This window comes from Halalkalibacter oceani, assembly GCF_040544555.1.
Classification (GTDB): Bacteria; Bacillota; Bacilli; order Bacillales; family Bacillaceae_D; genus Halalkalibacter; species Halalkalibacter oceani.
In genome coordinates this window covers 1-14,177 of the sequence record NZ_JBEPKD010000014.1, presented here as the reverse complement: position 1 = coordinate 14,177, position 14,177 = coordinate 1, and the positions used below count along the sequence as shown (strand labels likewise).

Below are 14,177 nucleotides of genomic sequence, written 5' to 3'. Positions count from 1 at the left end.
GAATGATCAAAAATGTATCCGTTATCAATTATTTGAATTTTACTAAAAAGGTGGGGGAAAATGATGAAGAAAAACTTACTGTATGTATTATTTGCATTATTGCTTAGCGTTGGTCTTGCAGCTTGTGGAAGCTCTGAAACAGATGGTGGAGGAGAATCGGCAGATGGGGGAGACGACGGCGCAGCTGCTGAAGGAGCTGCTGACGGTTATCCGGAAAGAGACATTGAAATTCTCGTAGGGCACGGTGCCGGTGGCGGAACAGACAACTTTGCCCGTCAGGTAGCGAAGCAAATGGAAGAAATTCTTGGTGTTAATATTAATGTTATTAACCAGGAAGGGGCAAGTGGTGCGATTGCGAAAGAAATGGGAGCAAAGGCTCCGGCTGACGGTTACACAATCGTGGCAACTTCTGCTCTTCCAATCCAGGTTGCAACAGGAATTAATACAAATAACGAATTGAATGTCTATAATGCGCTTGCTCGCTTCCAAAGTGACACGTATGCATTACAAGCAAAAGCAGGAACATTTGAAAGCATTGAAGACTTTGTTGCCCAGGCAGAAGCCAATCCGGGAACAATTCGCATTGGCGGTACTGGTGTAGGGACAATGGACCAGGTTGTCTTCACATTGTTAGAGCGTGAAACGGGTCTTGATTTAGAGTTTGTTCCTTTCGAGGGAGCAGGTCAAATGCACGCAGCTGTACTTGGTGGACATATTGAAGCAATGTTAGAGGAAATTGGACCGACGATCTCTTCTGTTGAAGGTGGAGAAATTCAGCCGCTTATCTTCTTCGCGGAAGAAAGAATTGAAGATTTCCCTGAAATACCAACAAGTGTTGAAAACGGATGGGATATTACAAATGGGGTTGAGCGCGGTTTCCTTATTCGCAACGAAGTTCCACAAGAAATTATCGATAAATTGGAGCAGGTTGCAAAAGAGGTTTACGATTCAGAAGAATATCAGCAATATGAAGAGAATTCTTATCTACACCTCCGTGAAGGCTGGTTAGGCTCAGCGGATTACACAGAGAAATTAAGAAATGACATTGAAGTCTTTACAGAAATCCTAGAAGGCGTAGAAGTCGAATAGTTCTTAGAAGTAACCTAGCATTTCGATCATTACTTTGAGGGTTGTCCTGAAACTATCCTTTCAGGACATCCTCTTGATCTTTTTGAGGAGGTATGAACCTTATGGGCAATTTAGTGTTGTCGATTGCAACGATTATCTTTTCTGTTTTCTTTTTCATTTATACATTGCAAATTCCTGCCTCTTCCTCAACATCTATCGGACCGGAATTTTGGCCAAGAATCGTTCTCATTTCCTTAGCGATTATGGGGATTGTCCTCCTTATTAAATCACTGCGTCAGATGAAACGCCCTTCAGTCGTTGCAGAAAACATAAGTGAAGCTGAGAAGGTAGAAGAAGAATTTGAAGTGGAAGAAGTGCATAAATCACGTTATCTCATTATTATAGTAGCGCTGTTTCTTTATATTCTATCCTTGAGCTTTATCGGATTTGTACCGACAACTCCATTTATGCTAATTGGAATTGCGCTTATTATCGGAATGAGAAAGTGGTACTCGATGGCCTTGACCGGGGTACTTGGGACGGCTTGTTTCATCTATTTGTTTGCAAACACGCTGAACATCCCATTACCACGAGGCGTTGGTATATTCAGAGAGTTAAGCTATTTTCTTTATTAAGATATGAGCGATAAGGAGGGAGATTCATGCTAGAGGGATTATTGACTGGTGTGGTCAGTGTTCTTGATCCAATGAACCTGTTCGTTTTGCTGGTCGCTGTATTTGTTGGTTTCCTTGGTGGAGCGATGCCGGGGATTAGCGGAACGATGCTAATTATCATTTTGTTGCCTGTCACATATGGCATGGGAACAGAGCCAGCTTTCCTGCTGTTAACGGGGATTTATGCGTCAGCTGTTTTCTCGGGGCTGATCAGCGCGATTTTATTTAGAACGCCGGGAACTCCTGAAGCGATCGTGACGGTGTTTGACGGTTATCCAATGACGAAGAAAGGAAAGGCCGGTCAGGCGCTCGGTATCGGGATTTTAAGCTCGGTCATTGGTGGGGTCGCCGGCTGTATTGCCTTGATTTTCCTGACGCCGCCGTTAGCGACATTTGCCTTGAACTTCTCGTCACCTGAGTTCTTTGCTTTAGCGGTACTTGGGCTGACTGTCGTCGCTTCATTAAGTGGCGGTGATTTAACGAGAGGATTAATTGGTGTATTGTTTGGATTGTTTATTGCCACAATCGGTATGGATTCCATGACCGGAACAGCCCGCTTTACGTTTGACTCAAGCAATCTTATGTCCGGAGTGGAGCTAATCCCGATTCTAATTGGATTATTTGCGATTTCTGAAGTGCTGCGGAAAAGTGCGGAAGATCATACGATTAAGCAAAAGTTCCAAAAGGTGAAAACAAAAATCTTCGAAATGGCCATTTTTAAGCAAATTAGCAGTACTCTTGCCAGATCGTCTATTTTAGGTATTCTTGTCGGGATTCTGCCGGGAGTGGGAGCGACGACTGCATCGATGCTCAGCTATAGTGAAGCGGTTCGTTGGTCAAAGCGTCCGAAGAAAGAGTTCGGAACAGGGGTGCCGGAAGGAATTGCCGCACCTGAATCCGCGAATAACGCGGCGGCGATGGGAGCGATGGTTCCGTTGCTCGCTCTTGGGATTCCGGGAAGTGCAACGACAGCGGTTATCCTCGGTGCATTTGTTCTTCATGGGCTTCAGCCTGGACCGATGCTTCTGACGTCATCGGCAGAGCTTGTCTATACGATCTTTATCGGGCTATTAATTGTAAACCTTTCAATCCTGTTGTTTGCCAAGCCGTTTATCAAAATGTTCTCTTACGTAATGAAAGTACCTTACACGGTATTAGGGCCATTAATCCTGATGCTCTGTATTATCGGTACATTCGCGGTTAGAAACTCTATTTTTGATATTTGGGTTATGTTTGTGTTTGGGATTATTGGATTCTTCCTTGAAAAATTAAAATTTCCATTGGCGACAGTCATCTTAGGTGTTGTGCTTGGACCGATCGGGGAAGCGGAATTCCGTCGTTCGTTAACGATGTCGGGCGGCGACTATTCAGTCTTTTTCACAAGACCGATCAGTGCAACATTATTGGCGTTGGCCGTGCTGGCACTATTTGCTCCAGCGATAAAGAAGTTATTCACAAAATCAAAACCAGCAGCAGATGGGCAATAAAGCTGATTTGCGATAGGAATGACTGTAGAAAGAAAGTGGTAACGGGTGGGCATATTTTTTGAAGTCATTGTTCCAGTGTTGTTAGTGTTTGCGGTCGGCTTTGTTTTGCAAAAGGCGAAAAAAATCGATACGAAGGCTATTTCAACTCTCGTTGTGTATATATTCATGCCATGTCTCGTTTTTCGGACTTTATACACGACGGAAGTGACCGTCCAATACGTTTATTTGATCGCCTTTAGCCTGCTGCTGTTAACATTAACAATCGTAACGGTGAAATTGTATGCGAAAATACGCAAACTGCCGTCATCGGTGGAAAGTGGATTGATTTTATCGACCGCTTTTATGAACGCCGGAAATTATGGCTCGCCGATCATTTTGTTTGCGTATGGAACCACTGCATTTGATTATGCCATTTCCTTTTATATTTTATCTTCAATTCTTTTAAATTCCGTTGGCCTTTATTATGCCGCCCGCGGAAACATGAATATGAAATTAGCGGTGAAGGCCGTCTTTACGATACCAGCGATTTATGCTGTGCTCGCTGCGGCATTGGTCAAGTTGTTTCGCTTGCAATTGCCGGAGAATATTTTTTCGATGGTATCATTTGTCGCTGACGCCTCAATACCATGTGTGATGGTTATTTTGGGGATGCAGCTTGCACAAATAAAAGTGAAGAGCCTTCAATGGGAATACATTTCATTTGCTACGGTTATGAAGCTTGTCGTCGCACCGCTATTCGCCTTCGGGTTGACCCAATTGTTTACGCTGGATCCGCTTTTACAGAAGGTGTTGATTTTAACGGCGGCGATGCCGACAGCCTCAGCAGCTACAATCTTTGCTGTTCAATTTAATGCAGAGGCGAAGTTAGTTTCCGGTACGACATTTATTACGACTTTAGTAAGTATTATAACGATTACAGTGTTAATCTCGATTCTATGATAAAGTTTGACTGTTATCAGAGTATTTTTTATCATAGAAACCAAGCTGGATCCAGTGTTCAGTGGTTTGGGGAAGGAGGATGACAAGTGCAGTTTGAATTGGCGCAGCCTTTATATAAACAGGCATATGACAGAATTAAACATCTGATTTTAACAGGCGAATTGAAGCCAGGATCAAAGGTAATTGTTTCAAAGCTTGCTAAAGAATATCAGGTTAGTAGAACACCGCTTCGCGAAGCATTAAGGCAGCTCCAAAAAGAGGGGCTTCTTATTCAAAATCATTTAGGTACGAGAGTGGTTTCGATTAATTTAACCGATTATGAAGAGCTTTACTTCTGCCGTTTGTTATTAGAGAAACAAGTGATGAGTATGGTGGTCGACGAAATAACAGCTGAGAGCTTAGAGAAAGCGGAAGAAATTTTGGCTCAGGCACGTAACGCTTTGAAAAATGAAAACCATTTGGATATTTTAACGTTGAATACCCAGTTTCATGAAGTCTTCTATCATACATGTTCTAATAGAAGATTAGTGCAAATGCTTGAACATGTTCGTTCTCTGCTTCTCATTTATCGGGCGAATGCTCTGAAATACACAGCCTACAATCGCGAAGTAACCGAAGAGCATGCGAAGATCCTTGAAGCGGTTGAAGAACGGGATGTTCATAAAGCAATCGAAGCGATTGAAACTCATGTGAATAATGATATGAATCGCGGCCGGATTATTTTCACGAAAAAAGAAGATTTGGCAGAGTCGAACTAATAGATAGAGAGAAACATAGCAAGAAGGTAAGCGTTCCCAAAAAAAGTGGAGGTGACAGAAATGTCAGCATTAAAAGGAATGAAAATTTTAGATGCATCGCAAATTATGGCAGGACCTTATTGTACAATGGTGCTCAGCGATTTAGGAGCAGAGGTAACGAAAATTGAAAAATTAAACGGTGGAGATGATTCGCGCCAGATGGGGCCATATGTGAACGGCGAATCAACATGCTTTTTCCAAATTAACCGCAATAAGAAAAGCGTCGGTCTGAACTTAAAAGAGCAGGAAGGAAAGGAAATCTTCTATAAGCTCGCGAAGGAAGCCGATGTCATTGTGGAAAACTACCGCCCCGGCGTAACGAAATCATTGAAAATTGATTATGACACGATTAAAGAAATCAATCCGGGCATCATTTATTGCTCGATTTCCGGCTATGGCCAAAGTGGTCCATATGCCCATAAAGGCGGCTTTGATTTAGTTGCTCAGGGGATGACAGGTTTAATGAGCATGACCGGTGAACCTGGAAAGCGCCCATTGAAATCCGGTATCGCGGTATATGATATCGGTGCCGGTATCACAGCGGCTTATTCGATTCTCGCTGCTTACGTTCATAAGCTGCAAACAGGTAAAGGACAGCATGTTGATGTTTCACTTGTTGAGTCCGGCTTACCATGGTTTATCTGGGAAGCAGCGGCTTACTTTGCCAACGGAACGCTTCCAGAACCAACAGGCTGGAGACACCGTGTATCAGCTCCGTATCAGGCATTAAAAACACAAGACGGCTATTTGATGCTTGGTTGCGCGAATCAACGGACATGGGAAGCGTTTTGCCGCCTTGTCATTGAAAAGCCGGAATGGATCGAAGACCCGCGCTTCAAAACGAATACAGACCGGCATGACAATGTCGAAGAGCTTGAAGAAATGATTGAAGAAATTTTTGCCGTCAACACAACGGATTATTGGGTGAAAAAATGTGAAGAAGCGAAGGTGCCGGCCGGCCCGATTAATAACTTCGCCCAGGCGGTTGAAGATGAACATTATTTAGCAAGAGATATGATTCAAGAGGTGGAACATCCGGTAATTGGGAAGATGAAAACAATTGGTCCGGCATCGAAGTTTTCTGAAACGCCTGGACAAATTAAATCAGCTGCCCCTACTCTTGGCCAGCACTCTGCTGAAGTGTTAGCAGCATTAAATTACACGCCGGAGCAAATTAAAGAGCTTGAAGAGAAAGGAATTATCAACAGCGGCAAAGAAGAAGTAAAGAGTTAATCCGTTTTCATATTAATTCGAAAAGGTGGTAAGCATATGCTGCATAAACTTAAGGGACATTATCCAAGCGTTGATCCGAGCACGTATATTGCACCAGGAGCCCAGTTAATCGGAAATATTGAATTACAGGAGGACACGACTGTCTGGTTTAATGTTGTCATGCGCGGCGACAATGAAAAGATCACAATTGGAAAAGGGTCGAATGTCCAGGACGGCACGGTCGTTCATGTCGATCCGGGTTATCCAGTGAACGTTGGTGAAAACGTGACGATCGGCCATAACGTCATCTTGCACGGTTGCACAGTGAAGGATGGAGCGCTTATCGGAATGGGCGCGACAATTTTAAATGGCGCGGTCATTGGAGAGGGTGCATTGGTTGCAGCCGGGGCGCTTGTTACAGAAGGAAAGGTCATCGAGCCTGGAATGCTCGTCGCCGGGGTACCGGCGAAAGCGATCCGTCAGCTTTCACCTGAGAATATTGAACGGGCGAAACACGGTGCCCAACATTATGTAGAAAACGGCGCATTATATAAAAAAGAAAATGTAAGTGAATAAATGAGGCTTGGATAAAAGGTTGTTTTTTTACCTTTTATCCAAGCCTCTAAGCAATGAGTGGAGCCGCCACGATCTTTTAAATCCCGGTGTGAGTGGGTTTCTCACAGCGGGATTGTGGCGAGTGGAGCCATTGCTCCTGTACGCTAACTGGTCTTTAATCCACAAGCTTGACCAGCATATGGGCGAGCATATGACGTTCTTCCTTGTTGCCGGCTCTCCATAATTCCTGCAGCAATTTTTCCTCACGGTTTTGTGGCTCGACGTGATTGGAGAGATAGTCGCCGATTTTTTCGGCAGATAAAGCAAGCTGCTCTTCATTTAAACCGATTTTTTTTGCTAAATCGACCCGCTTGCTTAAATAGGCCTTAAAGTCTTCAAAGCTGGCTAAAATATCTTCGACGCGTTCTTGATCCATACGCTCAATTGCGTTATCCACCTTATTAAGCTTTACTTTCCCTTCTTTTGTGACGACGTGGTGCTGTTCACTCATGGGAGCGCCTCCTTGTAAAAAAATGTACTTAGTTCTTACTATCCCTTCTTTTGCTGAAACTAAACATTCGGATCACAGTATTTATAGATGAAGCGTCTGATAAATAAGAGTTTTCCGATTGTTTCGTTGACGAAGGGATTGATCAGGCGTAAAATTAAAAAGTATGATTATGAAAGCGTTATCTTAATGGGTGTAGAGAGAAAGGGTGATAGTGATGGCAAAAACAATGAAGGCCGCGATTTATCAAGGACCGGAATCGATCACGACTGAGCAGGTAAACCTTCCTGGTGTGCCAGAAGGCTGGTGCTTGATGAAAGTCTCTTATTGCGGGATTTGCGGTACGGATTTGAATATTTACGGAGGGGGACATCCGCGGGCGACGGCGCCGCTTATTATGGGACATGAACTGGCCGGCCATATTTATGATCACCCTTCGATTGCAGATGGCAGGGCGGTAACGGTTAATCCTCTTTTATATTGCGGGGAATGCAAGCCTTGTCGTGAAGGAATTCCCCATGTCTGCGAATCGCTAAGGCTTGTCGGAATTGATCGGGACGGGGGAATGGCTGAATATGTGGCGGTACCGAATGAACAGGTGATTCCATTGCCTGAAGGGATGTCCTTGAAGGCAGGTGCACTGGTGGAGCCATTTGCTGTCGCCGTTCATTCTGTGAGGGAGTCCCGCTTTAAAGGAGGGGACGAGGTTACTGTTTTTGGAGCGGGGCCAATCGGCCTTTGTATTTCGCTCGTTTTGCAATTTTTCGGGGCGAAGCGTGTTACCGTCGTGGAAGTGAATCAGTTCAGACGGGAGCTTGCAGAGAGACTCGGCTTCCACACAGTCGATCCGGCGACCGCGACTATCCCTAAAAATGATTTGGTGTTTGATTGCGCTGCTCATCCTTCCGTAGCTGAGAGGCTGGTGGATGTCACTCACGTCAAGGGAGAAATTATGCTGATCGGCACGTATAAAAAGCCGACGCCGCTCGATTTACAAAATGTAAACTTTAAAGAGCTTACCCTTAAAGGAGCCAGAGTGTATACGGACAAAGATTTTACAGTTGCCGCCGCGTTGCTCCATCAGCATGAAGAAGCGTTGCAGCTGATTACAAATGTCGAACCTGTCGAGCAGACTGCCCGCTTATTTAAAGAATTAAAAGCCGGCGGTGACATGGTCAAAGCTCTGATTTCATTTTCTGAATAAAGCGAGCCGGGGAAGGAGAATCATTCATATGAGTATGTTCGATATAAAGGGAAAAACAGCTTTAATTACCGGGGGGAACCGGGGACTAGGTAAGGCGATTTCTTTGGCTTTTGCCGATGCAGGGGCGAACATTGTTGTCGTCAGCCAATCAGGCCGGGCGGAAGAAGTTGTGGAAGCAGCGATGAAAAAAGGAGTACGAGCGGTTTCAATCCAGTATGACCTCAGCGATACGAGCCACATGAAAGAGCTGGTCGACAAAGTGAATAAGGAAGCCGGTCATATTGATATTCTTGTCAATAACGCCGGTGTGCAAAGGCGTGCCCCTTCAGTGGAATTCAGTGAAGAAGATTGGGATTTGGTTCAGGCGGTCAATACAAAATCGGTTTTCTTCTTATGTCAGGCATTTGGCAAAGCGATGCTTGAACGCAAGCAAGGGAAAATTATTAATCTCGCCTCGTTGCTTTCGTTTCAAGGAGGGTTTACCGTTCCCGCTTATGCCGCCAGCAAAGGAGCCGTTGCCCAGTTTACGAAATCGCTCGCAAATGAGTGGGCAAGTCAGGGTGTCAATGTCAACGCAGTGGCTCCAGGCTATATTGCGACGGATATGAATGAAGCACTGATCAACGATCAAACGAGAAGCCGTCAGATTCTGGAGCGGATTCCCGCCGGAAGATGGGGCCAGCCGGAAGACATCGCCGGAGCCGTACTCTATTTAGCAACACCAGCTGCCAATTACGTCCACGGAGAAGTCATCGTAGTCGACGGCGGCTGGATGGGAAGGTAAAGGAGTGTTGTCAAACACTCCTTTAAGCAATGAGAGGAACCGCCACGAACTTTTAAAGTCCGATGTGAGTGGTTTTCTCACAACGGACTTGTGGCGAGTGGAGCATTACTTAGTTTGCTGGAAAATGAGGAAAGGACATTGTCCTTTTACTGACCCGGCTCTTCCCGGAAAAAAAGAGTGCGGACCCGTTGAATGAAGCGGTGATTCTGTTTTTGTCCGATGTAAGCGTCGTACATCGCTTCGAGAGAAGTCCGATCAATCAAGTTTATTTTATTCGCCCGGGCGAGTTTAATCGCCGCTAAGGAAAACGAACGGTTCGTCACAATAACGAGCCGTGTAGCTTTGTATTTTTGCTTTAATGACATTACCTCTAAAACGGCCTGCTTATCGAGCGGGCCATTTTGCCGTTTGGCATGGACAACCGCTTTTACGCCCCGCTTTCGTAAAATAAGATCAGCAGTTCGTTTTTCATTTTTTTTCGGGCGGGTAACCGAATAGCCCTGACTTTGAAAAAGGGGAACAAGAAACTGCTGAAATTCCTGTTCTGTCATCTCATCAATATCGAGCAGAGAGCCGGATGGATCAAGCAATTTGATCCGGGCTCCATTTTTCGCTATATGTCGAAGGCCAAGAAAGGTCAAAAGAGCAGAAAGCGTTAATCCAAATATCGTGTAGTCCAGATGAAACAGCTGGACAAGGAGGAATGTCATAATAAACAGCACGACAGGAAGAAGAGCTGCCTTTTTTTTACGTGATGAATAGCCAACCAATAATCTCACTTCCTTTTAGCGTTTATTAGTAGTGTGCCCAGTCTTAGTCAGAATATGAGCTAGGATTTTGGCAAACGAATGTTTGCATCACTGCTGAAAAACGCATAAAATATAGGAAGAAGGAGGCGAATAAAATGAAGGAAGCTCTCTCCCCATGGTTTATGCCGAGTCTTTTTTTTGTGCTCGCGCTTATCGCATTGCTTTTTCTCGGGCTACTCTTTTGGCGGCTTCGCCGTAAAAGAAAGTTTGATGTCGCGAAGATCACGCTCGCTGATATCGACCTTATGACCGGGCATGAGTTTGAAGAGTATTTATATGTCCTGCTGACGGCATTGGACTACGAAACATTTCTGACGAAAAAAAGCCGTGATTTCGGAGCTGACCTGCTTTTTTACGATACATACGAGCAAAAAACAGTTGTCCAGGCGAAGCGCTTAGCGGATCCGCTCGGATTGACGGCTGTCCAGGAGGTGTTTGCCGCCAAGGCTTATTATGAGGCGGATAAGGCGCTCATTATTACAACGGCACCTTCCTTGACAGAATCGTGCCGTAAGCTGGCTTCAGCCGCCAAAGTAACGGTTATTGAGCGGGAACAGCTGGAGGATCTGATCAAAAACTTTAAGCGCGGAAGGGAAGAGCTGGCCCGCAATCAAATGGAAGCCCCTTATGAGCAGGTGACCTATCGCGGGGAGGACAGTCTTGAAGAGCTCGGATCAAGCAAAGGCTTGATTCAAGCCGGAGAGTTTTATTATCGCGGAGGTTGAAAAGCTGCAGAAAAAGTGAAACCCATTCTTTTTCTGCAGCTCTGTTTACACAAGCTTTGTCGTCCATGTTTCCCCGTTCCAGACATCGGTTACGAGACCTTCGTAAAATTCAGGCTCATGGCAAATGAGGAGGATGCTTCCTTTGTAATCCTTGAGCGCGCGTTTTAATTCGGCTTTGGCATCAATATCGAGATGGTTTGTCGGCTCATCGAGCACGAGAATGTTCGTTTCACGGTTAATCAGCTTACAGAGCCGGACCTTGGCCTTCTCGCCACCGCTCAAGACGACTACCTTGCTTTCAATATGCTTTGTCGTTAAGCCGCATTTGGCGAGGGCGGCGCGCACTTCTGCCTGACTGAGCGCAGGGAATTCCTGCCACACCTCTTCAATACAAGTGCGGTCCGGGTCCTTTACTTCCTGTTCGAAATAACCGATTTCCTGGTAATCGCCGCGCTCAACCTGACCGGAAAGCGGCGGGTTTAACCCGAGGAGACTTTTCAATAACGTCGTCTTTCCGATTCCGTTCGCTCCTGTTAAGGCGATTTTTTGGCCGCGCTCCATCCGTAAATGTAACGGCTTGGATAATGGCTCATCATAGCCGATAACAAGGTCTTTCGTTTCAAAAATCAGCTTTCCTGTTGCCCGGGCCGATTTGAAATGAAATTGCGGTTTCGGTTTTTCCTTGGCGAGCTCAATCATATCCATTTTATCAAGCTTTTTTTGCCGGGACATCGCCATATTTCGCGTGGATACGCGCGCTTTGTTACGGGCGACGAAATCCTTGAGCTGGGCGACTTCCTGCTGCTGTTTTTTGTATGCTGCTTCAAGCTGCTGCTTTTTCATTTCATATACTTCGCGGAAGTGATGATAATCCCCGACATAGCGATTCAATTCCTGATTTTCCATATGATAAATTAAATTGATGACGCTGTTTAAAAACGGGAGATCGTGCGAAATCAGAATGAACGCATTTTCATAGTCCTGCAAATAGCGCTTCAGCCAGACGATATGTTGTTCATCAAGATAGTTTGTCGGTTCATCCAGAAGCAGAATATCCGGCTTTTCGAGCAGAAGCTTGGCCAGCAGTACTTTCGTCCGCTGTCCGCCGCTTAAATCAGCTACATCACGGTCGAGACCGACTTCATCAAGCCCGAGTCCCCGGGCGGTTTCCTCCACCTTGGCATCAATTGTATAAAAATCATTGTTTGTCAGCATGTCCTGAATGACACCGACTTCCTCCAGGAGCTTTTCAAGCTGAGCGGGGTCGGCTTCGCCCATTTTATCGTACATTGCCGTCATTTCGGCTTCGAGGTCGAACATATATTGAAAGGCGCTTTTTAACACATCACGCATCGTCATCCCGCGCTCCAGCACCGTATGCTGGTCGAGATAGCCGACGCGGACTTTTTTCGACCATTCAACGGTCCCCTCATCAGGCATCAGCTTTCCGGTTATAATATTCATGAAGGTTGATTTCCCTTCTCCATTAGCACCGATCAAGCCGATATGCTCGCCTTTTAACAGGCGAAACGAAACGTTATGAAAAATGGCTCTGTCTCCAAAGCCATGACTTAAATTCTTGACTGTTAAAATACTCATGAAATGCCACCTATCCTTCAAAAAACATCGATATTTGCCTCCTCATCTTACCATAGGAAGCCATAGTCTTGACATAGTAAATAATGAAAACTGGACAGAAAAGAGAGGCGCCTATTCATACGTAAAAGGGAAAACATGATATGATAGAAGAAAGAGCATAGTCGCTTTATTTCGGAAGGAAGTGTACATAATGAATCAACAATTTGATCAAGTGATCCCCCGTCTTGGCACGAATTCATTGAAGTGGGACATGACGGAGCAACGATTTGGTGAAAAAGACATCCTGCCTTTATGGGTCGCCGATATGGACTTCAAGGCACCGCAAGCCGTGATTGACGCGCTGCACAAAAAGGTGGAACACGGCATTTACGGCTACCCGGCTCATAGTGAATCGGTTGACAAAGCGGTGCAAAATTGGCTTCAACGCCGCTTTCAGTGGCAGGTCGATGCAGACTCGTTTTTGTACACATCGGGCGTTGTTCCGACGATCAGCTTTATTATTCAGGCGGTTACTGAACCTGAAGATGAAATCATTATTCAGACGCCCGTTTATTACCCATTTTATGATGTAGTCAAAAAGAACAAGCGCCCGCTGCTTCGCAATCCATTGGCCTTTGATGGAGACCGGTATGAAATGGATTATGAGCAGCTTGAATCGATTATTACGGAAAAAACAAAAATGCTTATTTTATGTCATCCCCACAATCCGGTCGGCCGCGTCTGGAAGCAGGATGAGCTTGAAAAGCTGGCGGCGATTTGTAAGAAGCATGATCTTCTCGTCGTCTCGGATGAGATTCATGCCGATTTACTATTTAAAGGACAGCAGCACATTCCTTTCGCATCGTTAAACAAGGATGCTTCCGAACGGACGCTTACTTGTCTTGCGCCAAGTAAAACATTCAACCTTGCCGGAATCCAGACTTCTTATGTCGTGGCGGAAAACAAGCAATTACGGGAAAAGCTGGCCAATCATTTAGCCAATATGTTCGTCAGCGGCACGAACATGTTTGCTGAAGTGGCGACAGAAGCTGCCTACACCTATGGGGAACAATGGCTGGAAGACTTGATGAGCTATGTAGAGAGCAATTATCAATTTGTCAAACGCTACGTCGAAACGCATTTGCCGCGTATGCGCGTGATGGATTGCGAAGGAACGTATTTGCTCTGGCTCGATTGTTCCAAACTGCCATTGACCGCGGATGAAAGGAAGAAGTGGTTCATTGAAGAAGCGCGGGTAGCCTTAAATCATGGTCTGATTTTCGGGGAAGAAGGGAAGGATTTTGAACGGATGAATTTAGCATGTCCGCGCAAAACGCTGGAGCAGGGATTGGAGCAAATTAAGCAAGCCTACGAACGCAGCAATTTTTAATAGGAATTTTACGCTTCTGCTAGCAGGAATTAGCAAATACTCGTCGAAATACTATTTACATGCATGAATCGAAACTTGCCTGAATACATTGTAATCGACTCTACACGTAGGTAGTCAAACATCCTAATTGGAGAAGGGAATGTTTTCGTATTATGGCAGTAAAAGCTTTATTTGAAGTGCTTATTGATGAGTGTGAAGGTAAGCTTGGCAGGGGCTTAGATGAAAAGGAAAGAATGCTGATCAAATGGATTGAAGAACGGCAGCTTGAATTGCATTTTAAGAATATGAAAACCTCATAAATTGAACGAAGGCTGTTGACCCAATGAAGAAGCTTCCATTGGGTCAACATTTTTTTGGTGTGCCCGGCATGTGCATGGGCTATAGGGTTCAAGTCCCGAGCAGTGAAGGTCACTGTAACTGTTAGCCAACGACAAGGGTGTCTAGGGT

15 protein-coding genes are annotated in these 14,177 nt (G+C 45.2%); 12 read left to right on the top strand and 3 right to left on the bottom strand.

The annotated features are described in order from the left end of the window. Positions 1-63: 63 nt before the first annotated feature. The 7 genes from ABMB67_RS14700 to ABMB67_RS14670 all read left to right on the top strand — a co-directional run bounded on the left by ABMB67_RS14700 (position 64) and on the right by ABMB67_RS14670 (position 6,753). On the top strand, positions 64-1,089 hold the full coding sequence (locus tag ABMB67_RS14700) for a tripartite tricarboxylate transporter substrate binding protein (RefSeq protein WP_354572512.1): 1,026 nt from the start codon (positions 64-66) through the stop codon (positions 1,087-1,089). A 101-nt stretch (positions 1,090-1,190) separates the two neighbouring features. Further along, the gene (locus ABMB67_RS14695; protein WP_354572511.1) at positions 1,191-1,703 is read left to right on the top strand and encodes a tripartite tricarboxylate transporter TctB family protein; all 513 of its coding nucleotides are present in this window, start codon (positions 1,191-1,193) and stop codon (positions 1,701-1,703) included. 26 nt (positions 1,704-1,729) lie between these two features. Further along, positions 1,730-3,229, top strand: a complete 1,500-nt coding sequence (locus ABMB67_RS14690) for a tripartite tricarboxylate transporter permease (RefSeq protein WP_251222947.1) — start codon at positions 1,730-1,732, stop codon at positions 3,227-3,229. A gap of 45 nt (positions 3,230-3,274) precedes the next feature. Beyond that, positions 3,275-4,168: an AEC family transporter gene (locus tag ABMB67_RS14685; RefSeq protein WP_251222948.1), complete on the top strand. Its 894-nt coding sequence runs from the start codon at positions 3,275-3,277 to the stop codon at positions 4,166-4,168. An 86-nt stretch (positions 4,169-4,254) separates the two neighbouring features. Next, positions 4,255-4,926, top strand: a complete 672-nt coding sequence (locus ABMB67_RS14680; protein WP_251222949.1) for a GntR family transcriptional regulator — start codon at positions 4,255-4,257, stop codon at positions 4,924-4,926. A gap of 60 nt (positions 4,927-4,986) precedes the next feature. Then, positions 4,987-6,198 (top strand): CaiB/BaiF CoA transferase family protein, encoded by a 1,212-nt coding sequence (locus tag ABMB67_RS14675; protein WP_251222950.1) that lies wholly within the window; start codon positions 4,987-4,989, stop codon positions 6,196-6,198. A 36-nt stretch (positions 6,199-6,234) separates the two neighbouring features. After that, complete coding sequence (locus ABMB67_RS14670) at positions 6,235-6,753, top strand: gamma carbonic anhydrase family protein (protein ID WP_354572510.1); 519 nt, start codon at positions 6,235-6,237, stop codon at positions 6,751-6,753. A 154-nt stretch (positions 6,754-6,907) separates the two neighbouring features. On the opposite strand, the gene ABMB67_RS14665 is transcribed toward ABMB67_RS14670, so the two are convergent. After that, a complete protein-coding gene (locus ABMB67_RS14665; protein WP_251222952.1) occupies positions 6,908-7,243 on the bottom strand; it encodes a DUF3243 domain-containing protein in 336 nt (111 codons plus the stop codon). A gap of 214 nt (positions 7,244-7,457) precedes the next feature. On the opposite strand from ABMB67_RS14665, the gene ABMB67_RS14660 reads away from it, so the two are divergent. Together ABMB67_RS14660 and ABMB67_RS14655 are read left to right on the top strand one after the other, a co-directional pair. Next, positions 7,458-8,444 carry a zinc-dependent alcohol dehydrogenase gene (locus ABMB67_RS14660; protein ID WP_354572509.1) on the top strand — a complete coding sequence of 329 codons (987 nt, stop codon included), beginning with the start codon at positions 7,458-7,460 and terminating at the stop codon, positions 8,442-8,444. Positions 8,445-8,472: 28 nt separating this feature from the next. After that, positions 8,473-9,228 (top strand): glucose 1-dehydrogenase, encoded by a 756-nt coding sequence (locus ABMB67_RS14655; protein ID WP_251222954.1) that lies wholly within the window; start codon positions 8,473-8,475, stop codon positions 9,226-9,228. Positions 9,229-9,374: 146 nt separating this feature from the next. Here the strand turns inward: ABMB67_RS14655 and ABMB67_RS14650 are convergent, their stop codons facing one another. Beyond that, the gene (locus ABMB67_RS14650) at positions 9,375-9,998 is read right to left on the bottom strand and encodes a restriction endonuclease (RefSeq protein WP_251222955.1); all 624 of its coding nucleotides are present in this window, start codon (positions 9,996-9,998) and stop codon (positions 9,375-9,377) included. Between the two features lie 134 nt (positions 9,999-10,132). Between ABMB67_RS14650 and ABMB67_RS14645 the strand changes: the two genes are divergently transcribed. Further along, positions 10,133-10,762 (top strand): restriction endonuclease, encoded by a 630-nt coding sequence (locus ABMB67_RS14645; protein ID WP_354572508.1) that lies wholly within the window; start codon positions 10,133-10,135, stop codon positions 10,760-10,762. 45 nt (positions 10,763-10,807) lie between these two features. Here ABMB67_RS14645 and ABMB67_RS14640 read toward each other — a convergent pair whose 3' ends face one another. Next, a complete protein-coding gene (locus ABMB67_RS14640) occupies positions 10,808-12,361 on the bottom strand; it encodes an ABC-F family ATP-binding cassette domain-containing protein (RefSeq protein ID WP_354572507.1) in 1,554 nt (517 codons plus the stop codon). 190 nt (positions 12,362-12,551) lie between these two features. On the opposite strand from ABMB67_RS14640, the gene ABMB67_RS14635 reads away from it, so the two are divergent. Together ABMB67_RS14635 and ABMB67_RS14630 are read left to right on the top strand one after the other, a co-directional pair. Further along, a complete protein-coding gene (locus tag ABMB67_RS14635) occupies positions 12,552-13,730 on the top strand; it encodes a MalY/PatB family protein (protein ID WP_354572506.1) in 1,179 nt (392 codons plus the stop codon). A 152-nt stretch (positions 13,731-13,882) separates the two neighbouring features. Beyond that, positions 13,883-14,029, top strand: coding sequence for a hypothetical protein (locus tag ABMB67_RS14630; protein ID WP_251222959.1), 147 nt, complete (start codon positions 13,883-13,885; stop codon positions 14,027-14,029). The last annotated feature ends 148 nt before the right edge of the window (positions 14,030-14,177 follow it).